Annotated in this window: 22 protein-coding genes and 1 tRNA gene; 14 read left to right on the top strand and 9 right to left on the bottom strand. The window is 63.4% G+C overall.

Features of this window, described 5'->3' with window-relative positions; all coding sequences use genetic code 11:
- Window positions 1–28: 28 nt before the first annotated feature.
- Window positions 29–142 carry a helix-turn-helix domain-containing protein gene (locus AC1D08_RS18060; RefSeq protein WP_457154737.1) on the bottom strand — a complete coding sequence of 38 codons (114 nt, stop codon included), beginning with the start codon at window positions 140–142 and terminating at the stop codon, window positions 29–31.
- A 111-nt stretch (window positions 143–253) separates the two neighbouring features.
- Between AC1D08_RS18060 and AC1D08_RS18055 the strand changes: the two genes are divergently transcribed.
- Complete coding sequence (locus tag AC1D08_RS18055; RefSeq protein ID WP_477299756.1) at window positions 254–1,933, top strand: arylsulfatase; 1,680 nt, start codon at window positions 254–256, stop codon at window positions 1,931–1,933.
- Between the two features lie 32 nt (window positions 1,934–1,965).
- Here AC1D08_RS18055 and AC1D08_RS18050 read toward each other — a convergent pair whose 3' ends face one another.
- Together AC1D08_RS18050 and AC1D08_RS18045 are read right to left on the bottom strand one after the other, a co-directional pair.
- A complete protein-coding gene (locus tag AC1D08_RS18050) occupies window positions 1,966–2,310 on the bottom strand; it encodes a helix-turn-helix domain-containing protein (RefSeq protein WP_477423674.1) in 345 nt (114 codons plus the stop codon).
- Window positions 2,311–2,349: 39 nt separating this feature from the next.
- Window positions 2,350–2,434: transfer RNA gene (locus tag AC1D08_RS18045), tRNA-Leu, on the bottom strand.
- Between the two features lie 291 nt (window positions 2,435–2,725).
- On the opposite strand from AC1D08_RS18045, the gene AC1D08_RS18040 reads away from it, so the two are divergent.
- Together AC1D08_RS18040 and AC1D08_RS18035 are read left to right on the top strand one after the other, a co-directional pair.
- Window positions 2,726–3,310 carry a YqaA family protein gene (locus AC1D08_RS18040; RefSeq protein ID WP_457150791.1) on the top strand — a complete coding sequence of 195 codons (585 nt, stop codon included), beginning with the start codon at window positions 2,726–2,728 and terminating at the stop codon, window positions 3,308–3,310.
- Window positions 3,311–3,392: 82 nt separating this feature from the next.
- Window positions 3,393–3,911: a disulfide bond formation protein B gene (locus AC1D08_RS18035; protein WP_457150790.1), complete on the top strand. Its 519-nt coding sequence runs from the start codon at window positions 3,393–3,395 to the stop codon at window positions 3,909–3,911.
- Window positions 3,912–4,076: 165 nt separating this feature from the next.
- Here AC1D08_RS18035 and AC1D08_RS18030 read toward each other — a convergent pair whose 3' ends face one another.
- On the bottom strand, window positions 4,077–4,634 hold the full coding sequence (locus tag AC1D08_RS18030) for an HNH endonuclease (protein WP_006328497.1): 558 nt from the start codon (window positions 4,632–4,634) through the stop codon (window positions 4,077–4,079).
- A gap of 127 nt (window positions 4,635–4,761) precedes the next feature.
- A complete protein-coding gene (locus AC1D08_RS18025; protein ID WP_457150789.1) occupies window positions 4,762–5,403 on the bottom strand; it encodes a DNA-3-methyladenine glycosylase family protein in 642 nt (213 codons plus the stop codon).
- Window positions 5,404–5,475: 72 nt separating this feature from the next.
- Here AC1D08_RS18025 and gluQRS point away from each other — a divergent pair, with 72 nt between their 5' ends.
- The 3 genes from gluQRS (at window position 5,476) to AC1D08_RS18010 (ending at window position 7,780) form a co-directional block, all read left to right on the top strand.
- Window positions 5,476–6,351, top strand: a complete 876-nt coding sequence (gene gluQRS / locus AC1D08_RS18020; RefSeq protein ID WP_457150788.1) for a tRNA glutamyl-Q(34) synthetase GluQRS — start codon at window positions 5,476–5,478, stop codon at window positions 6,349–6,351.
- Between the two features lie 139 nt (window positions 6,352–6,490).
- On the top strand, window positions 6,491–6,709 hold the full coding sequence (locus AC1D08_RS18015) for a hypothetical protein (RefSeq protein WP_095084850.1): 219 nt from the start codon (window positions 6,491–6,493) through the stop codon (window positions 6,707–6,709).
- Between the two features lie 156 nt (window positions 6,710–6,865).
- The gene (locus tag AC1D08_RS18010; RefSeq protein ID WP_457150787.1) at window positions 6,866–7,780 is read left to right on the top strand and encodes a DMT family transporter; all 915 of its coding nucleotides are present in this window, start codon (window positions 6,866–6,868) and stop codon (window positions 7,778–7,780) included.
- Here AC1D08_RS18010 and AC1D08_RS18005 read toward each other — a convergent pair.
- Window positions 7,750–8,601 (bottom strand): YihY/virulence factor BrkB family protein, encoded by an 852-nt coding sequence (locus AC1D08_RS18005; RefSeq protein WP_095084852.1) that lies wholly within the window; start codon window positions 8,599–8,601, stop codon window positions 7,750–7,752. The two genes, AC1D08_RS18010 and AC1D08_RS18005, sit on opposite strands and share 31 nt — an antisense overlap.
- Before the next feature lie 58 nt (window positions 8,602–8,659).
- Between AC1D08_RS18005 and AC1D08_RS18000 the strand changes: the two genes are divergently transcribed.
- The 7 genes from AC1D08_RS18000 to AC1D08_RS17970 all read left to right on the top strand — a co-directional run bounded on the left by AC1D08_RS18000 (window position 8,660) and on the right by AC1D08_RS17970 (window position 14,049).
- Window positions 8,660–9,526 carry an SDR family oxidoreductase gene (locus AC1D08_RS18000; protein WP_457150786.1) on the top strand — a complete coding sequence of 289 codons (867 nt, stop codon included), beginning with the start codon at window positions 8,660–8,662 and terminating at the stop codon, window positions 9,524–9,526.
- Between the two features lie 24 nt (window positions 9,527–9,550).
- The gene (locus AC1D08_RS17995) at window positions 9,551–9,742 is read left to right on the top strand and encodes a twin transmembrane helix small protein (RefSeq protein ID WP_095084854.1); all 192 of its coding nucleotides are present in this window, start codon (window positions 9,551–9,553) and stop codon (window positions 9,740–9,742) included.
- 18 nt (window positions 9,743–9,760) lie between these two features.
- Window positions 9,761–10,342 carry a cob(I)yrinic acid a,c-diamide adenosyltransferase gene (locus tag AC1D08_RS17990; RefSeq protein WP_477423671.1) on the top strand — a complete coding sequence of 194 codons (582 nt, stop codon included), beginning with the start codon at window positions 9,761–9,763 and terminating at the stop codon, window positions 10,340–10,342.
- A gap of 33 nt (window positions 10,343–10,375) precedes the next feature.
- The gene (locus AC1D08_RS17985) at window positions 10,376–11,170 is read left to right on the top strand and encodes a rhomboid family intramembrane serine protease (RefSeq protein ID WP_095084856.1); all 795 of its coding nucleotides are present in this window, start codon (window positions 10,376–10,378) and stop codon (window positions 11,168–11,170) included.
- Window positions 11,171–11,350: 180 nt separating this feature from the next.
- Window positions 11,351–12,100 carry an electron transfer flavoprotein subunit beta/FixA family protein gene (locus tag AC1D08_RS17980; RefSeq protein ID WP_095084857.1) on the top strand — a complete coding sequence of 250 codons (750 nt, stop codon included), beginning with the start codon at window positions 11,351–11,353 and terminating at the stop codon, window positions 12,098–12,100.
- A 23-nt stretch (window positions 12,101–12,123) separates the two neighbouring features.
- Window positions 12,124–13,053, top strand: a complete 930-nt coding sequence (locus AC1D08_RS17975) for an electron transfer flavoprotein subunit alpha/FixB family protein (protein WP_457150783.1) — start codon at window positions 12,124–12,126, stop codon at window positions 13,051–13,053.
- Between the two features lie 117 nt (window positions 13,054–13,170).
- Window positions 13,171–14,049, top strand: coding sequence for a 3-hydroxybutyryl-CoA dehydrogenase (locus AC1D08_RS17970; protein WP_095084859.1), 879 nt, complete (start codon window positions 13,171–13,173; stop codon window positions 14,047–14,049).
- A gap of 27 nt (window positions 14,050–14,076) precedes the next feature.
- Here AC1D08_RS17970 and AC1D08_RS17965 read toward each other — a convergent pair whose 3' ends face one another.
- From AC1D08_RS17965 to AC1D08_RS17955, 3 genes are all read right to left on the bottom strand, one after another.
- Window positions 14,077–16,056 carry a PAS domain S-box protein gene (locus tag AC1D08_RS17965; protein WP_477423703.1) on the bottom strand — a complete coding sequence of 660 codons (1,980 nt, stop codon included), beginning with the start codon at window positions 16,054–16,056 and terminating at the stop codon, window positions 14,077–14,079.
- A gap of 256 nt (window positions 16,057–16,312) precedes the next feature.
- Window positions 16,313–16,951 carry an NrsF family protein gene (locus AC1D08_RS17960; protein ID WP_457150781.1) on the bottom strand — a complete coding sequence of 213 codons (639 nt, stop codon included), beginning with the start codon at window positions 16,949–16,951 and terminating at the stop codon, window positions 16,313–16,315.
- 1 nt (window position 16,952) lies between these two features.
- The gene (locus AC1D08_RS17955; RefSeq protein WP_457150780.1) at window positions 16,953–17,504 is read right to left on the bottom strand and encodes a sigma-70 family RNA polymerase sigma factor; all 552 of its coding nucleotides are present in this window, start codon (window positions 17,502–17,504) and stop codon (window positions 16,953–16,955) included.
- A gap of 205 nt (window positions 17,505–17,709) precedes the next feature.
- On the opposite strand from AC1D08_RS17955, the gene AC1D08_RS17950 reads away from it, so the two are divergent.
- A complete protein-coding gene (locus tag AC1D08_RS17950; RefSeq protein WP_457150779.1) occupies window positions 17,710–18,717 on the top strand; it encodes an iron ABC transporter substrate-binding protein in 1,008 nt (335 codons plus the stop codon).
- Window positions 18,718–18,879: the final 162 nt, after the last annotated feature.

The following is an 18,879-nucleotide window of genomic DNA, read 5'->3' as shown; positions in this document are numbered from 1 at the left end:
GGCGGCAAGAACAGGCCAAGGCGCTTGCCTACCTGCCCCCGATTGGTTCGAGGCGCTTCGCCAGCTTCGCGAGCGTCGACCGTGAGCAGTTGGTGGCCTTCACGATGGTGTTCCAGCTCTGCCCCTTGCGCAGCATGGCCATGATCGCCTCGTTGCGCTCGGCGTCCGGAACCGCATGAAGGTCCTTGGCAACAATCGCACAACGGCAGAAACTCCATTTGGCAGGGGGCGCGAGCTTGGAGGAGAGCGCGCTATGCTCAATGAACGAAAGCGAGATCAGTCCGCAGCGCCGCCGACCATGTCTGTCAGCCGACGCAGCATCCTGCTTGGCGGCAGCGCACTTGCGGCTGCCTCAACTCTCATGGGTGAGACACGGGTTGCCCAGGCCCAGGACCAACCCACGGCGGCGGCCGACGGCAAGCCGAACATCCTGGTCATCTTCGGCGACGACATCGGGCAATCAAACATAAGCGCCTATACATTCGGCGTGATGGGCTATCGCACGCCGAACATCGACCGCCTCGCCCGCGAAGGCATGATGTTCACCGACTACTATGCCGAGCAGAGCTGCACGGCAGGGCGTTCGACATTCATCACCGGGCAGGCGACGCTCAGAACCGGCCTGTCCAAGGTCGGCCTTCCGGGGTCAACGCTCGGCCTGCAGCCGCAGGACATCACAATCGCCGAGGCGCTGAAGCCGCTCGGCTACGCCACCGGCCAGTTTGGCAAGAACCATCTCGGCGACCGCAACGAGTTCCTGCCGACGGTGCATGGCTTCGATGAGTTCTTCGGCAACCTCTATCATCTCAATGCCGAGGAGGAGCCGGAGAACCCCGACTACCCGAAGGACCCGGCCTTTAGAGCAAAGTTCGGACCGCGCGGCGTTCTGAAGTGTAAGGCCTCGGACACTGACGATCCGACCGAGGACCCACGCTTCGGGAAGATCGGCAAGCAGACTATCGAGGACACCGGACCGCTGACCAAGAAGCGCATGGAGACGATCGACGACGAAACAAGCGCGGCGGCAATCGACTTCATCCAGCGTCAGAAGCAAGCGGGTAAGCCGTTCTTCTGCTGGTTCAACTCAACCCGCATGCATTTCATCACTCACGTGCGGGCGTCAATGCGAGGCCAGAGCGGCATGCCGGACAATGAATATGCCGACGGCATGATCGAGCATGATGGCGACGTTGGCAAGCTGCTCAAGGCGCTCGACGATCTCGGTATCGCGAACGACACCATCCTAATCTACACCACTGATAATGGTCCGCATTTGAACGGATGGCCGGACGCGGGCATGACACCGTTCCGCAACGAGAAGGCCTCGAACTGGGAGGGCGCCTACCGCGTGCCCGCCTTTGTACGCTGGCCAGGTCACATCCAGGCCGGAAGCGTGTCGACCGACATCATATCGGGGCTGGACTGGTTCCCGACGCTACTCTCAGCGGTCGGCGATACCGACGTGAAGGATAGGCTGCTCAACGGCTGGGACATCGGCGGGAAGACCTACAAGGTGCATCTCGACGGCTACAACCAGCTTGCATATCTCACCGGGCAACAGGAGAAGTCGGCGCGAAAGGAGTTCTTCTACTTCAACGACGACGGCCAGTTGGTGGCGGTCCGCGTGGAGAGCTGGAAGATGCAGTTCTGCGAGCAGCGCGCCGAGGGGGGGCTGGCCGTCTGGCGCGAACCGTTTGTCTGCATGAGGGGACCGACGATGTACAACCTGCGTATGGACCCGTACGAGCGGGCGAGTATCACATCGAACACCTGGAACGACTGGATGCTGAAGCGCGCCTTCCTTGTTGTGCCGACACAGGTCGCGGTCGCGCAATTCATCGGGACGTTCAAAGCGTTTCCGCCACGCCAGCGGCCTGCGAGCTTCAGCGTCGACCAGATCATGGAGCAGTTGCAGGCGCCGCAAGGAGGCTGACACAATGAGACCGTAGCGTGGTGCCGACCACGTCACGCTCGCTGTACACGAGGCACCTGGAGCCGCTTCGCCAACCTCGACAGGGTCGAGCGAGAGGCTCCTGTCGCCTTCACGATGGTGTTCCAGCTCTGCCCCTTCCGCAGCATGTCCATGATCGCCTCGTTACGGCCGGCGTCCTCTGGGCGACCCTTCATGCGCCCTTCAGCCTTGGCCTTGGCGATCCCCTGAGCCTGCCTGCGGCGACGGTCGTCGTAGTCCTTGCGGGCGATGGCGGCGAGCATGTCGAGCAGCATCCCGTTGATCGAATCGAACATCCGCCCGGTGAAGGCGTCCTCGGTCTTCAACATCATGTGCGAAGGCGGCAAATCCAGCGCCACGACCTTGACCTCTCGGTCCTTGATCTGACGGGTTGTCAGTGGTGCCCCTAGCCGGGATCGAACCAGCACTCCTTGCGGAACTCGATTTTGAGTCGAGCGCGTCTACCAATTCCGCCATAGGGGCTCAGGCCGGGCGGCCTGGATGGGCGCGGACTATACGGTTGGAGGCCTGTTCGTCAACTGGCCAATTGTCGATGGCCCGGATGCGACCAAACTTCACCTTTCGATTTCGTGACGGCGCTGCCATTGTGCAGCGCGGAAAATCTTTCTAGACAGGCGGCGCATCAAAGTGCGGCGCGTCTGACAGAACAGATGGCGCGTGCTTTGGGTCTTTGTTTTGTGCATGCCCGTTGGTTGTGCATGCCAATGTCCGAAACCGCTGCGCATTTTTGGGCGACACGCATTAGGAGTGCCGATGCTTCGCGGACTTTACGACTGGACCTTGTCGCTGGCGGCAAGGAAATCCGCGGAATGGTGGCTTGCCATCATCGCCTTCATTGAGAGCTCGTTCTTCTTCGTACCGGCCGATGTGCTCTATCTGCCGATGGCGTTGGCACGCCCCGACCGCGCCTACCGCTATGCGCTGACCGCCACGGCCGCCTCGGTGCTGGGCGGCATCGCCGGCTGGATGATCGGTTACTTCGCCTACGACGCCGTCGCCCGTCCGATCCTGGAGCATTTCGGCGGCCTGTCGACCTTCGAGCACTGGCAGAATTCTGGCACCGGCCTGATGCTGGTGCTGCTCGTTACGTCCGGTCTCGCGCACCTGCCGCCGATCAAGGTCGTCACCATCCTTGCCGGCGCCCTGCACGTCAATTTGCTGATCTTCATCATCTCGGCCATCGTCGCGCGCGGCGCCCGCTTCCTGTTGCTGGCCTGGCTGCTGCGCCGCTTCGGTGAGCCGATCCGCGAATTCATCGAAAAGCGTCTCGGACTGATCGCCGGCGCCGGCGCGGCTGCCCTGATTTTGCTCTATATCCTCGTCAAATACGCGTTCTAGTCCTGTCGCCCAAAAATGCCCGGCGCTGTTGGGACAAGGACAGGGACAAAGAGCGCGGCGAACTCAACGGACGAAGAACACGATGACAGCGACCATGAATGCCGACACCGGACGCCAGCGGACGCGCACCGCCTTGTTTCTCGCCGTCGCGATGGCCGCTACCGTGGGCTCGGCGCTGGGCTTCCAGTATCTCGGCGGCTACATCCCCTGCCACCTCTGCCTTGAGCAGCGCACGCCCTACTACATCGGCGCGCCGCTGATGCTGCTGGCGGTGCTTGCATCCATGCTGCACGCGCCGGCATGGCTGACGCGCGGCCTGCTGGCCATAGGCGGCCTGCTGATGCTCTACGGCCTCTATCTCGGTGTCTATCACTCCGGCGTCGAATGGCAGTGGTGGGCCGGCCCGACCGATTGCACCGCCGGCGCCGGGCCAGTCGACACCGGCGGCAAGGGCGTGCTCGACGCGCTCGACAAATTCGTGCCGCCCTCCTGCGACAAGGCGGCGCTGCGCATCCTCGGCCTGTCGCTGGCCGGCTGGAACGCCATCGCCAGCCTCGTCCTGGCCGCCGTCGCCTTCCGCGGCGCCCTCACCCGCGACTGAGCAAATTCGTTTGGCCGGCGCGACGCAGAGTTCGCGCAAAAATTCGGCAGGCTGAGTCGGATGGCACGGCTTTCGAGAACCGGAGCGGAGCGTACTCAGGTACGTGAGCACCGGAAGCGCAGAAAGCCGCGTCAGGCGGCCAGCATGGCGGATTTGTGCCGAACTCTACGGTTCGAGTTCGACATCCCAGTACAGATAATCCATCCAGCTTTCGTGCAGATGGTTGGGCGGGAACAGGCGGCCGTTGTTGTGCAAATCGTGCACCGTCGGCTGGAAGGGTTTCTGCAGCGGCCACATCTTGGCATGCGCCGGCATCATGCCGCCCTTCCTGAGATTGCAGGGCGAACAGGCGGCAACGACATTCTCCCACGTCGTGGCGCCGCCGCGATGGCGGGGGATGACGTGATCGAAGGTCAGGTCCTCCGGCGTGCCGCAATACTGGCACTGGAAGCGGTCGCGCAGGAAGACGTTGAAGCGGGTGAAGGCCGGGTGCCTGGACGGCTTCACATAGGCCTTCAGGCTGACGACGCTCGGTAGCTTCATCGAGAAGGTCGGCGAGGAGACGGCGTGCTCGTATTCGGCGACGATGTTCACCCGGTCGAGAAACACCGCCTTGATGGCATCCTGCCAGGACCAGAGCGACAGAGGGTAATAGCTGAGCGGACGGTAATCCGCATTCAGCACCAGTGCTGGAAGCCCATCCGGAGATACGGCGACCGTCACGTGTTTACCTCCTTGGTTCTAGACCCGAATGGCGCGGATACTGTAAGCCTGACATGACAGGGATGTGAAGCGGATTGTCGCGTCGCTGAAGCGCCAAAAATGCGTGATTTTCATGCCTTTTTGCGGATTAAGCCGGCGGCGCGGCTTCCCGACCTCTGGTTTCGCGATAATAGGACCAGAAAAGCCGCGATGCGACACCTCGCCACGGGCTCCATGATTCGGCCAGTGCGATCAGTGTTTTCTCCGGCGGACGCGGCTCGATGCCGAGCGCGTGACCGACCGCGCTCTGCAAGGCAACGTCGCGCGCCGGAAAAATGTCGGGGTGGCCGGCGGCGAACAAGAGATACACTTCCGCCGTCCACGGGCCGATCCCGGACACCGCCGTCATCGTCGTGATCGCCTCCTGGGCGTCGAGCGAACAGAGGTGATTGAGGTCGAGCCCGTCGGCCACAGCCTGGGCAATGGCAATCAGCCCGCGCTGCTTCGGCCGCGACAGGCCCGCCTCGCGAAACATGTCTTCGCCGGCGGCCAGAATCGCCTGCGGCGTCAGCGGATCGACGAGTTTGGTCAGCCGGCCGAAGATCGCATCGGCGCTGGCGCGGGACACTTGCTGCGAGACGATGATCGAGGCCAGGCTTCGGAACCCGGGCTCGGAAAGCCGCAGCGGCACCTCGCCGGCCATGCCGCGCACCTTTTCCAGGCGCGGGTCGATCAGGCAAAGCGCATCGAGCCCCCGGGCAATGTCGTCTGATGTGGCAATGCGCTGCATGTTTCTTGTTCCTTGACCCTCGACAGGGTAGCAATTGGCGAAGCGCCGCAAAACCTGATTGCCGCCGGACAAATGACACTCCTGACATTCCGCTTCGCCCCCAGCCCCAACGGCGACTTGCATCTCGGCCACGCCTATTCGGCGCTGCTCAATCAGAAATTGGCTGACGCCGCAGGCGGCCGCCTGCTGCTGCGCATCGAGGATATCGACACGACACGCTGCACGCCGCAATTCGAGGCCGGCTTGCTTGCCGATCTGAAGTGGCTGGGGCTTGGCTGGGAACAGCCGGTGCGCCGCCAGTCCGAGCACTTCGCGGAATACGAGACGACGCTTGACCGGCTGATTCGGGACGAACTCGTCTATCCCGCCTTCATGAGCCGTGGCGAGATCCGGGCATTCATCACCGACAGCGAACAGCGCGGACGCGACTGGCCTCGCGATCCAGATGGCGTGCCGCTGTACCCCGCCGCCGACAAGGCGCTGCCGGTGAAGGAGCGCAAGCGACGGATCGCCGAGAACGCGCCCTTCGCCTGGCGGCTGGATATCGATGCCGCCGTGGCGCGTGTCGGCAAGGACCTCGCATGGGCCGAATTCAGCGATGAGGCGCTCGTCGCGACACGCGCGATCAATGCCCGGCCGCAGGACTGGGGCGACGTAATCGTGGCGCGCCGCGACATCCCGACCAGCTATCACCTCGCCGTCGTCATGGACGATGCCCTGCAAGGCGTCAGCCATGTCGTGCGCGGACAGGACCTGTTTTCCGCCACCGGCGTGCAGCGCCTGCTGCAGGAACTCCTCGGACTGCCGCAGCCGGCCTATTTCCATCATCGCCTCATCCTCGGGCCGGATGGACGAAAGCTGTCCAAGAGCTTCGGCGACACCGGCCTTGCCGCCTTGCGCCATGCCGGCGCATCGCCGGACGACATCAGGCGGATGGTCGGCCTTTGAGCCTGGCGGGCCAGAGAAACCGCGTGGCGAATTCGGGTCATGTCGGTTTGAACTTTGCCCCGTCGTCAATTGCCATCAACCGCCCGTCGCGTGCCGGTCAAAACTTCTGTATGCTTGGCGCCAAGCGGTGGAGGCTTCCATGAAGCGACATCTGACTGACGAAGAAAAGGCGCGCGTTTGCGACAGGCTGACGGCAATCGAGGGCGCCAAGTACCCAGACCATATCGTTTCGGTCATGGTGGGCAACGAGACCGACGACAACGGCGATCCGGTATGGTCGGTGGTCAAGTCGTTTGACGACAGGGAAGCCGTCTATGGGCACAGCCCGCTTATCAAGTGGCCGGGGTGCAGCTGGTAACAAGAAATCGGTCGCCGAAATCTCAAACCGAGCCGAATTCGCCGTCGGTTGAATTCCAATGATGTATGGATCAATCGTTTCGTTTTGCGCGCCGGCTTGAACCGCATTAGAGCAGCGCCACGATCAACTCTCCCCCAGTGCGGCGGTTTCCCGAACATGCACAGCTTCAAGCGGTTCATCCCCGCCACCTTCGTTGTCCTGTGGGCAACCGGCTTCATCGGCGCGCGCTACGCCATGCCGTGGGCCGAGCCGTTCACCTTTCTTGCCGGGCGTTTCGTGCTGGCTGCGATCCTGCTGGCCGTCCTGATGCTCGTGCTGGGATCGAAGAGAGCCACCCGCACTGAAGCGCTGCACGCCACCGGCGCCGGCATCCTGATGCATGGCGTCTATCTCGGCGCCGTCTTCTGGGCCATCCACCGGGGCATGCCGGCCGGATTTTCGGCCCTCATCGTCGGCCTGCAGCCGCTGATCACGGCCGTGCTTGCCGGCAAGTTTCTCGGCGAGGCGATCCTGCCGCGTCATTGGGCCGGCCTTGGCATCGGCCTCATCGGCATCGTCATCGTGCTGTGGCCGAAGCTCGGCGCGCTCGGCGGTGGCGTGACGGCGGCGACGTTGACCGCCTCGCTGGTCTCGGTGCTCGGCATGAGTGCAGGTACGATCTGGCAGAAGCGTTTTGCCTCCGGCGGCGACCTCGTCGCGGCGACCATGTGGCAATATGTCGGCGGCGCCTCTTTGATGATCCTGGCTTCGCTCGCCTTCGAGACACGCACCGTCGTCATCAACGGCGAATTGATCTTCGCCATGGCCTGGCTGGTGCTGGTGCTGTCGCTCGGCGCCATCTTCCTGTTGATGGTGATGATCCGCGACGGCGAGATGTCGAAAGTGGCCTCGCTGTTCTACCTAGTGCCGGCGGTGACGGCCATCATCGCCTGGGCCCTGTTCGACGAGCAGCTCAACGCGCTGCAGATTGTCGGCATGGCGATCACGACATTCGGCGTCGGCCTGGCAACGGCTCGACAGACCAAGCCTCGGCCTTTCAATCAACCGACTCGGGCGCGCGCCTCCAGATAGCGGCTGATCGCGGCATTGAGTTCGCCGCCGAGGATGAAGATCGCCGAGAGCATATAAAGGAAGACCACCGCGATCATGATCGAGGCGAGGCCGGCATAGGTCGTCACATAAGACGAGAAGTGATCGAGATAGGTGGCGAAGACGGTCGAACCGACGAGCCATGCCGCCAGCGTGAAGATGATGCCCGGTATGATCGAGACAAAGCGGCGCCTGCCCGCCGGCAGCCAGAAATGCACGGCAAACAATCCGCCGACGATGACCACCGAGGCGATGACGTAGCGCCACAGCGTGATCGTGCCCATATAGGGCTTGATCCCTTCGATATGGGCTTCCGCGAGCCGCGCCAGCAGTGGCGCGAACACCAGGAGCACGCTTATCGCCAGGAAACCGGCCGTCGCGATCAGAACGAAGATGATGCTCTGCACCCGGCGGTAGATGATGCCGCGCGTTTCCGAAACGCGATAGGCCCGGTTGAGCGACGTGCGCAACGCCTCGATGCCGTTCGAGGCAAAGTAGGCGGCAAGCAGCACGCCGTAGGTCAACAGGTCGGTGCGCCTGACGGTCAGCACATTGAGCACCTCTCGCGCGATCGGCTTGGCGATCTGCTCGGGCCAGGTGTCGAAGACCAGATGCACGGCCGTGTCGGAGAACGCCTGCGCGCCGAGGAAACTCGCCAGCGTCGTGGCGAAAATCAGGAACGGAAACAGCGCCATCAGCGAGGTGATGGCCAGATGGCTGGCCATTGCCCAGCCGTCATCGGTGTTGAAATGGCCGAGCGCGTCGTAGAGCACGCGGCGCAGGGCGACAATATTCCGCAGCAAGAACCCGCGCTCCCTTCGATTGTCTCGACGCCGCGAATATGGGAAGGGATTGCGGCAAATGGCAACCCTTGGCGAAACCACGAACAGTCAGGCGCAAGCGTTGCGCTCGATCATCGTTACCGGCGCCTCTTCGGGAATAGGCGCCTACTGCGCCCGCGCATTGAAGGCGGAAGGCTGGCGGGTGTTCGCGACGGCACGCAAGCCGGACGACATCGCCGCACTCGAAGCGGACGGCATCGAGGCCTTCTATCTCGACTACACTGAAGCCGCATCCATTGAAGCGCTGGTCGCATCGGTTCTGGATCGCACAGGCGGCCGGCTCGACGCCTTGTTCAACAACGGCGCCTACGCGCAAGCCGGCGCCGTCGAGGATCTGCCGGTGGCGGCGCTCAAGCAGCAATTCGAGGCGAATTTCTTCGGTTGGCACGACCTGACCCGGCGGCTGGTGCCGGTGATGCGACGCCAGGGCCATGGCCGCATCGTCCACTGCTCGTCGATCCTCGGCCTCGCGCCGGTGCGCTTTCGCGGCGCCTATTCGGCTTCGAAGCACGCGCTGGAGGGTCTGATGCTGTGCCTGCATCAGGAACTCAGGGGCAGTGGCATCCATGTCTCGCTGATCGAACCCGGGCCGGTAAAGTCGAAAATCGCCAGCAATGCGCTGCCATGGTTCCTGCAGAACATCGATCACGAGAATTCGGTCCACCGCCTCGACTATGAGGCGCAACTGGCAAGGTTGCGGGCCGGCGGCAGCCAATCGGCACTGAAGCCGGGGCCGGAAGTGGTACATGCGGCGCTGCGCCATGCGCTTCTGTCGCGGCGCCCGCGCCCGCACTATGTGGTAACAGTGCCGGCTAAGATCGGTGCGGCGCTCAAACGCATCCTGCCGGCATCTATACTCTACCGCTTCCTTGCCAAACGCGCCTGAACCAACCGAACTGGGAAACACACCATGGCAACCGTCTTCAACATCCTCGCCATTCTGGTCATGGTCGCCGTGGTGATCGTCCTCGTTCGCGGTCTCATCAACATGATGCGCGGCGGGTCCGGCGTCACCTCGAACAAGCTGATGCAGGCGCGTGTTCTGCTGCAGGCCGTGGCGCTGGCGCTGATCCTGCTGGCGGTGTATTTCACCCGCAAGTGAGACCGTTCGGGAGGCGATGTGGTCAAGCTCAACAAGATCTACACCCGCACCGGCGATGATGGCACCACCGGTCTCGGCACCGGCGAACGGCGGCTTAAGTCCGATCTGCGGGTAGACGCCTACGGCACGGTCGATGAAGCCAATGCCTGCATCGGCATCGCCCGGGTCCACACCGCGACAACCCACCCGGCGATCGACGCCATGCTTTCCCGCATCCAGAACGATCTCTTCGACCTCGGCGCCGATCTCGCCGTGCCCGATGACGGCAAGCCGCTCGGCTATGAGCCGCTGCGCATCATCGGCACGCAGACCGACCGGATCGAAAAGGATATCGACCTGCTCAACAAGGACCTTCAGCCACTCAGATCCTTCGTGCTGAACGGCGGCACGCCGGCCGCCGCCGCCCTGCATCTCGCCCGCACCGTGGCGCGGCGGGCCGAACGGCTGATGGTGGCCCTGGCCCAGGACCCCCGCGAGCACGTCAACCCCGACGGGCTGAAATACATCAACCGCGTCTCGGATTTCCTGTTTGTCGCCGCCCGGGCGGTCAATGACAATGGAAATGCCGACGTGCTATGGGTTCCCGGCAAGAACCGCTGAACTGTCCGAAAGCGCGAGGGGGCCAGGGGACCGATGTTCATCCCGCTTTACGACACCAACAGGCTGCGGCACATCCGCCTGCAATATGTGACGATCGGGTTGATCGTGGTCAACGCCCTGGTCTACTTCGCCACCGCGCTCGGCGGCGAGAATTTCTCCAATGCCGCCGTGCTCGGCCTCGGCTTCATCCCGGCCGTCGTCCATGACACCGCTGAGCTCGATCCTCGCTTTGTTGTCGTCCCCGAAAGCCTGAGCTACCTCACCTATTCCTTCCTGCATGCCGACATCTTCCACCTCGGCGGCAACATGTTGTTCCTGTGGGTGTTCGGCGACAATGTCGAGGACGCCCTCGGCCACGTCCGCTACCTCATCTTCTATCTGTTGTGCGCGATCGCCGGAGCCGCCTTCCAGGGCCTCATCGCCTGGGATTCGCAGGTGCCGCTGATCGGTGCGTCCGGCGCCATCGCCGGCGTGGTTGTCGCCTATCTGATCCTTTATCCGCGCGTGAAGGTGTGGGTGCTGGCCTTTGCCCGCATCCCGCTGCGCATTCCGGCCTTCATCCCGCTGGTCCTGTGGGTGGCGTTCCAGGTGGTGATGTTTGCCGCAGGCGGTGAGGACCGGATTTCATGGGCCTGCCACATCGGCGGCATCATCGCCGGCGCCATTCTGGTGCTTGTCTTGCGCAGCCGCGGCGTGCCGCTGTTTGCCGGCCCCGACGAGGATGTCCCTGTCGCTCCCGCTGACCAGCCTGCGGCCGAACCGGTGACCCCCGACCCGCCTGCCGCAACGCCGCGCTGGGGGCGAGGAAACGCTTCCGGCTCGGACTGAACCGATTTGAGCGCCTTGCGGCGTATTGACGTGCAGGGTTGCCGCAACTACGGAAACGTCTCCGTCCCAGCCTAAGGCGGTCAAAGACCAGAATTTCCATCCGGAATGTCGGCTTTCGACAACTCAGAAAGGGCGCAGGCTGTTATAGCGCGCCTAATTATCTTGAAGAGGTGACAGGCAATGAAGATCCTTGTGCCCGTAAAGCGGGTTGTGGATGCGAACGTCAAGGTTCGCGTGAAGGCTGATGGTTCGGCGGTGGAACTCGCCAACGTCAAGATGGCGATGAACCCGTTCGACGAGATCGCGGTTGAAGAGGCGATCCGGCTGAAGGAGGCCGGCAAGGCCGAAGAGATCATCGTCGTTTCGATCGGTCCGCAGCAGGCGCAGGAAACCTTGCGCACCGCGCTTGCCATGGGTGCCGACCGCGCCATCCTGGTCAAGACCGACGAACAGACCGAGCCGCTCGGCGTCGCCAAGGTGCTGAAGGGCGTCGTCGACGCCGAACAGCCCGGCCTCGTCATCCTTGGCAAGCAGGCGATCGACGACGATTCCAACCAGACCGGCCAGATGCTGGCGGCCCTGCTTGGCTGGGCGCAGGGCACCTTCGCCTCCAAGGTGGTGATCGACGGCGACAAGGCCAAAGTGACGCGCGAAGTCGACGGCGGCCTGCAGACGGTGGAGCTGAAGATGCCGGCGATCGTSACCGCSGACCTYCGYCTCAACCAGCCGCGCTAYGCCTCGCTGCCCAACATCATGAAGGCCAAGAAGAAGCAGCTCGACGARAAGAGCCCGGCCGACTACGGCGCCGACGTCAAGCCGCGGCTGAAGGTCATCAAGACCGAGGAGCCGAGCGGCCGCAAGGCAGGCGTCAAGGTCAAGAGCGTCGCCGAACTGGTCGACAAGCTCAAGAACGAAGCCGGCGTTTTGTAAGCGATCGGGAAAGGAACACGAAAATGGCTATTCTTCTGATTGCTGAACACGACAACGCCACCCTTTCCGACCAGACCGCCAAGGCACTCTCCGCAGCCCTGCAGATCGGTTCGGACGTGCATGTGCTGGTTGCCGGCAAGGGCGCCAAGGGTGCGGCCGACGCCGCAGCCAAGCTGAAGGGCGTGAGCAAGGTGCTGCTGGCCGAGGCCGAAGAGCTTGCCGAGCGCCTCGCCGAACCGACCGCGGCACTCGTTGTGTCGCTCGCGGGCGGTTACGACACCATCATCGCGCCGGCGACCTCGTCGGGCAAGAATGTCGCGCCGCGCGTGGCGGCCCTGCTCGATGTCGCGCAGGTTTCCGAGATCATCGAAGTCGTCTCGCCCGATACGTTCAAGCGGCCGATCTACGCCGGCAACGCCATCCAGACGGTGCAGTCGACCGACGCCAAGAAGGTTATCACTGTCCGCACCGCCTCCTTCCAGGCAGCCCCCGAGGGCGGATCGGCCGCGGTCGAGACCGTCAAGGCGGCAGCCAATCCCGGCCTCTCCACCTTCGTCGAGAACAAGCTCTCGGAGACCGACCGCCCGGAACTGACTTCGGCCAAGATCATCATCTCGGGTGGTCGCGCGCTGGGCTCCTCGGAGAAGTTCCAGGAAGTCATCCTGCCGGTCGCCGACAAGCTTGGTGCCGCCGTCGGCGCTTCGCGCGCCGCGGTGGATGCCGGCTATGCGCCGAACGACTGGCAGGTCGGCCAGACCGGCAAGGTCGTCGCCCCCGATCTCTACATTGCGGTGGGCATTTCCGGCGCCATCCAGCACCTCGCCGGCATGAAGGATTCGAAGGTCATCGTCGCCATCAACAAGGACGAGGAGGCGCCGATTTTCCAGGTCGCCGACTACGGCCTCGTCGGCGACCTCTTCGTCATCCTGCCGGAACTGCAAAAGGCGCTTTGACGCTCTCTGCCAAAGCGTATTAAATAGTGAAGGGTGGGGTAGACGAAGTCGCCCCGCCCTTTTAGTTTGCACCGCACAAAAAGCAGGCCGCAAAGGCCTTTTGACGGGATCGGTGTAATGAGCAAGATCGAGACGATCGGCATCATCGGCGCGGGCCAGATGGGCGGCGGCATCGCCCATGTCTCCGCGCTTTCGGGCTACAAGGTGCTGATCTACGACATATCGCCCGACCGTATCGAGAAGGGCATCGCCACCATCAGCGGCAACATGGCCCGCCAGGTAGGGTCAGGCAAGCTCGACGAGAAGGTGCGCAACGAGGCGATGGCGCGTATAGCCTCCGCCCCGGCGATGGCCGATCTTGCCGGCGCCGATCTGGTGATCGAGGCAGCGACCGAGGACGAGACGGTCAAGCGCAAGATCTATGCGCAGCTCTGTCCGCAGCTCAATCCCGAAGCCATCCTGGCGACCAACACCTCGTCGATCTCGATCACGCGGCTTGCCGCGCAGACCGACCGGCCGGAGCGATTCATCGGCATCCATTTCATGAACCCGGTGCCGCTGATGAAGCTGGTCGAACTGGTGCGCGGCATCGCCACCGAGGACCAGACCTTCGAGGCGGCGAAGACCTATGTGAAGCAGCTCGACAAGACGATCACGGTCTCGGAGGATTTCCCGGCCTTTATCGTCAACCGCATCCTGCTGCCGATGATCAACGAGGCGATCTACACGCTCTATGAGGGTGTCGGCTCGGTCGACGCCATCGACACCGCCATGCGGCTCGGCGCCAACCACCCAATGGGCCCGCTGCAGCTGGCCGATTTCATCGGGCTGGATACCTGCCTGTCGATCATGCAGGTGCTGCACGACGGCCTGTCGGATTCGAAATACCGCCCCTGCCCGCTGCTGGTCAAATACGTCGAGGCCGGCTGGCTCGGCCGCAAGACCGGACGCGGTTTCTACGACTATCGCGGCGAGCATCCCGTTCCGACGCGCTAATCAGGTCTGGGGGCTGATAGGCCGAGATCAGGAGGCCGCGGCAAGCGGCTCGGGCGGTTCCATCCTGTCGTCCATGACCTCGCCGTCCGGCGCCACGCAAACGCAGCCGCGGCCGGCCGCCTTGGCCGCATAGCAAGCGGCGTCGGCCCTGGCGATGATCTCGTCGACTTCGCCGCAACTGGCGCCGATCGCAGCCAGGCCGATGCTGGCGCCGATCACGTGAGGACGGCCATCCCAGGCGAAGTCCAGGCCGCGTATCGCATCGATGATAGATCGCGCCGCGATCTTGGCGCCGGCAGCCGAACCCGATTTCAGGACGACCGCGAATTCGTCGCCGCCCAGGCGCGCGACCATGTCTTCGGGACCAAGCACACCGCGAACCGCCTCGGCAACCCGCTTGAGCAAGGCATCGCCGGCTGCATGGCCGCCCGTGTCGTTGACCAGTTTGAAGTGGTCGAGGTCAATGAACATGAACTGATATCCGCTGCCTGTGCCCGAGATGCCGCCCTTGCGCGCCTGATCGACCAGGTCCTCCATGGCGCGGATGAAGCTCGAGCGATTGGCAAGGCCGGTCAGGGCATCATGCGCGGCCGCGTGGGCGAGCTGGCGCTGCAGCGCGCGCGCGTCGGTGAAGTCCTGGAAGACGATGACCAGCCCGCAGAACTCGTTCCGCTCGTTGATGATCGGCGACACCACCTGGCGGATGCTGCAGCGCGTATCGTCGCGCCGGATCAGGACGGCGCGGCTGTTCTGGTCGGCGGGCGCCTGGCCGCCGATGGCCGGCCGGGTGACGCCGATCCTGTGCCCCGTCTCTTCGTCGACCGCCCAGTAGACATGGCCAAGCATCTTGCCGAGGGCCTCGCCACCGGCAACCCCGGTCAGCTTTTCGGCAACCGGGTTCATGAAGGTGACGCGGTTTGCGGCATCGGTGCAGATGACGGCATCGCCGATCGACTGCAGCGTCACCCTCAGCCGCTCCTTCTCATCGGCCAGCATCGCCGCCGATACGGTGAGGCGTGCTTCCGCCTCCTTGCGCTGGGTGATGTCGGTCAGGCTGCCGATGGCCCTGACCAGCCGCCCCTCCGCGTCACGCTCGATGGCCTTGCCGCGGTCGAGGATCCATATCCAGTGGCCATCCCTGTGGCGCATCCTGAATTCGGCTTCGAAGTAGGGTGTCTTGCCGTCGAGATGGGCGCGATCCGCCTCGGCGACGGTCTCGCGATCGTCGGGATGGATCATCGTCAGCCAGCAGTTGGGATCACCGTCGAGCTCGCCATCCTCAAAGCCCAGCATCTTGCCCCAGGTCTCCGAGTATGTCGTCCCGCCCTTGCGCATGTCGAGATCCCAGACGCCCTGGCCGGCACCGGCAAGCGCGAAATTCCAGCGCGTTTCGGCTTCGGCAATGCGCGCCTCGGCCTGCTTGCGGGCGTCGATGTCCTCGATCTGCGAGACGAGATAGAGCGGACGGCCGCTCCTTTCGTCACGGATGACGGAGCCGGCAAGATGCGCCCAGACGGGTGTGCCATCCTTCCTGAGATAGCGTTTCTCGAAGTGGAAGGAATTGACCGTGCCTGCTTTCAGACCGGCCATCGTGTCCCGGCCGATCTGGATATCGTCGGGATGCGTGATCTGGAAGAAGGTCAGCGCCTCGATCTCCGCGCGGCTGTAGCCAAGCATGGCGGCGAAGGCCGGATTGGTCTGGAGAATGCGCCCGTCGAGGCCGACAACGGCGATACCGATCGCCGAATCCTCCATGGCGCGGCGGAAGCGCTGCTCGCTCTCCGCGATCTGCCTGCGATCCTCGCTGATCCGGCGGATGCACAGGGCGGCAAGGAAAAGCGCACCCGCCGCCACCGCCACCGAAACCTGCATGCAGAGCTTCAGCGCCTCGGTGCCGGGATCCAGTCGCGGCAGCAGGATCGAGGCCGCTACGACGCTGAGGCCGGCCACGAGCACCGCCAACCCTGCGTGCCCAAAAGATCTTCGGCCGGTCAATCCTCGCCCCATCACGATACGTGCCACCCCCGTGCGCAAACGCATGTTGTTGCGCCGACCTTGGCGGATCGATTTTAAGGAATGGTTGCGCTCGGCATGCCGGCGCGTTCGGTACCCGACAAACAATTGCCGGCATGATTAAGGATCGGTGTGCATGGCGCGCGACTGAGCATTCCATGAAAAATGTGAGACGGTTTTCCGTCCGGAATTGCGTCAAACAAAAAAGATGGAGCGGTTCGGCGTTTCCGTGAACCGCTCCGGTGCCGCACTACCAGCGCACGAAAAACCGCCCGCCGAGCGCGCCAAGCAGCGCGAGGAACGCAATCGCTACCGTGTACCAGGTGGCGACGAAAAGCGGCGAATCGTCGAAGCAGTGCGCGGCGTAGAAGGTTGCCGCCAGCCCGCCCGCAAGCAGGCCCGCGACCGCACCGGCAAGCATCGGCCGTGTCGGCGCGCCGTAGCGCAGCATCCACAGGAAAATGGCAAGCGGGCCAATGCCGATCAGCGGAATGAAGCCCATGCAGATCATCATGTTGGAGCCGACCATCCTTGTGCCCCAATCGGCCTCGGGCACGGCAAGCAGCTCAAGAACCACGGCCAAGGCTACCAACAGCGGCGCGGCGATCATCCCGGCCATTGCCCTGCTGGTCGGCGCACCGGGTGTCGACAAGGCGCGGATCAGGGCGAAAGCGCTGATGGCAAGCACGATGGTGAAGACGAATTTGGAGAGAAAGCGCATCGTGTGCGCGGCGGCCATGAAGTCGGGGCGCGGGCCGATCGTCAGCAGGAAAACGATGGCCGCGATGACTGCTGCCGCACCGGCGGCCATCCACCAGGCCGATTGCAGCGGCATCGCCTTGCTGCGGGCATCGGCGTCCAGCGCTTTGATGAGATCGTCCGTCCTCATGTCATTCCCGCCCGAATCGCCCCTGCCCGAATCGCTTGGCTATCGCGGCAAGTCCCCGATGCAGCGACACGCGCACCGCCGTCTCGCTGATCCCGAACTTGGCCGCCGTCTCGCCGATTGACCGCCCCTCCACCGACACGGCAGAGACCACGGAACGCTGTGCCGGCGACAGGCCGTCCAATGCCCGGTTGATGTCGCGTTCGCTGACGCTCTCCTGTTCCGGTTCGGCGAAGGTCTCGGCGATATCGTCGACATCGATCTCGATGCGCCGTCCGCGCCGCCGGAACGCGTCGATCAGCTTGAAGCGGGCGATCGCATAAACCCACGGCAACACTGGCGCATCCTGGCGCCAGGTATGTCGTTTCACATGAATGGCCAGCAAGGTTTCCTGCACGACATCCTCGGGATCGACCCCGCCCTGCACGATCTTGCGCCTGACAAAACCGCGAACCAGCGCGGCAATCCGGCGCAGAAAGTCGGCGTAGGCCTTTTCATCTCCCGCGATCGCGGCCCGCATCAGCCGGGAAAGCTCGGCCTCATCCTTGCCGGTCACAAGAGTTACTCCCCGATTTTCGCGTCTCGGCGGTGATTTGTTACGTGGCCGGCGAAATAATGTCCAAGCCAAATTACCGGCAAATCACGAAAGTTTGCGCCTCGGCGCTCGATCAAAATCGGCAAGACAATGTTGACTATCCCTGTCAGGTATTGATAGGTGCAGCCGTGACAGACGCAAGACCCCCGAGATCGAGGACAATGCCATGAAATATGCTCTTTCCACCCTCGTCGGCGCCACCGCGCTGGCAATCAGCCTGATCGCCGGCCCGGCGATGGCGGAAGATGATGGCATCATTGTCTACAACGCCCAGCACGAGAACCTGACCAAGGCGTGGGCCGAGGGCTTCACCAAGGAAACCGGCATCAAGGTCACAGTCCGCAATGGCGGCGACAGCGACTTCTCCAACCAGATCGTCGCCGAAGGCGCGGCCTCGCCGGCCGACGTGTTCCTGACCGAAAACTCGCCAGCCATGGCGCTGGTCGAAAGTGCCGGCCTGTTCGCGCCGGTCGACGCTGACACGCTGGCCCAGGTTCCCAACGACTATCAGGCGGCCAGCGGCAAATGGGTCGGCGTCGCGGCACGCAGCACCGTCTTTGCCTACAACAAGACCAAGCTGACGGCCGACCAGCTGCCCAAGTCGATGCTTGATCTCGCCGATCCGAGCTGGAAGGGCCGCTGGGCCGCCTCGCCGTCGGGCGCCGATTTCCAGGCCATCGTCAGTGCGCTGCTGCAGCTCAAGGGCGAAGCCGCCACGGCGGACTGGCTGAAGGCGATGAAGACGAATTTCACCGCCTACAAGGGCAACAGCACGGTGATGAAGGCGGTCAATGCCGGTGAGATCGAAGGCGGCGTGATCTACCACTATTACTATTTCGGCGATCAGGCCAAGACCGGCGAAAACAGCAAGAATGTCGAACTGCATTATTTCAAGAACCAGGATCCGGGCGCTTTCGTTTCGATCTCCGGCGGCGGCGTGCTGGCCTCGAGCAAGCATCCGAAGGACGCCCAGGCGTTCCTGAAGTGGGTGACAGGCAAGGGCGGCCAGGAGATCTTGAAGACTGGCGATTCCTTCGAATATGCGGTCGGCAAGGGTGCAGAGTCCAACCCGAAGCTGGTGCCGCTGGCCGATCTGCAGGCACCCAAGGTCGATGCCACGACGCTGAACTCCAAGAAGGTCACCGACCTGATGACGGCAGCCGGCTTGCTTTAGTTGCCATTCGTCCTAAAAGGACACCGACCACGCTCCCGCGGGAATTCACTTTCCGCGGGAGTGATTTTGTTTTTCGAGATGGCATTCGTCGATGACGACACGCTGTGTTCCCGACCGCAATTGCGGTCCTTCAACTGCTGCCGCTGGACGGCACCGGCACGG

It is taken from the genome of Mesorhizobium sp. P2_E6, assembly GCF_056403835.1.
The sequence above is the reverse complement of the archived record's forward strand: the minus strand, read 5'-3'. Positions and strand labels throughout refer to the sequence as shown.

Coding starts and splice junctions, on each gene's coding strand:
- AC1D08_RS18060 (WP_457154737.1), bottom strand. CDS start 142: ATGGCCATGCTGCGCAAGGGGCAGAGCTGGAACACCATCGTGAAGGCC.
- AC1D08_RS18055 (WP_477299756.1), top strand. CDS start 254: ATGCTCAATGAACGAAAGCGAGATCAGTCCGCAGCGCCGCCGACCATG.
- AC1D08_RS18040 (WP_457150791.1), top strand. CDS start 2,726: ATGCTTCGCGGACTTTACGACTGGACCTTGTCGCTGGCGGCAAGGAAA.
- AC1D08_RS18035 (WP_457150790.1), top strand. CDS start 3,393: ATGACAGCGACCATGAATGCCGACACCGGACGCCAGCGGACGCGCACC.
- AC1D08_RS18025 (WP_457150789.1), bottom strand. CDS start 5,403: ATGCAGCGCATTGCCACATCAGACGACATTGCCCGGGGGCTCGATGCG.
- gluQRS (WP_457150788.1), top strand. CDS start 5,476: ATGACACTCCTGACATTCCGCTTCGCCCCCAGCCCCAACGGCGACTTG.
- AC1D08_RS18015 (WP_095084850.1), top strand. CDS start 6,491: ATGAAGCGACATCTGACTGACGAAGAAAAGGCGCGCGTTTGCGACAGG.
- AC1D08_RS18010 (WP_457150787.1), top strand. CDS start 6,866: ATGCACAGCTTCAAGCGGTTCATCCCCGCCACCTTCGTTGTCCTGTGG.
- AC1D08_RS18000 (WP_457150786.1), top strand. CDS start 8,660: ATGGCAACCCTTGGCGAAACCACGAACAGTCAGGCGCAAGCGTTGCGC.
- AC1D08_RS17995 (WP_095084854.1), top strand. CDS start 9,551: ATGGCAACCGTCTTCAACATCCTCGCCATTCTGGTCATGGTCGCCGTG.
- AC1D08_RS17985 (WP_095084856.1), top strand. CDS start 10,376: ATGTTCATCCCGCTTTACGACACCAACAGGCTGCGGCACATCCGCCTG.
- AC1D08_RS17975 (WP_457150783.1), top strand. CDS start 12,124: ATGGCTATTCTTCTGATTGCTGAACACGACAACGCCACCCTTTCCGAC.
- AC1D08_RS17970 (WP_095084859.1), top strand. CDS start 13,171: ATGAGCAAGATCGAGACGATCGGCATCATCGGCGCGGGCCAGATGGGC.
- AC1D08_RS17965 (WP_477423703.1), bottom strand. CDS start 16,056: ATGGGGCGAGGATTGACCGGCCGAAGATCTTTTGGGCACGCAGGGTTG.
- AC1D08_RS17960 (WP_457150781.1), bottom strand. CDS start 16,951: ATGAGGACGGACGATCTCATCAAAGCGCTGGACGCCGATGCCCGCAGC.
- AC1D08_RS17950 (WP_457150779.1), top strand. CDS start 17,710: ATGAAATATGCTCTTTCCACCCTCGTCGGCGCCACCGCGCTGGCAATC.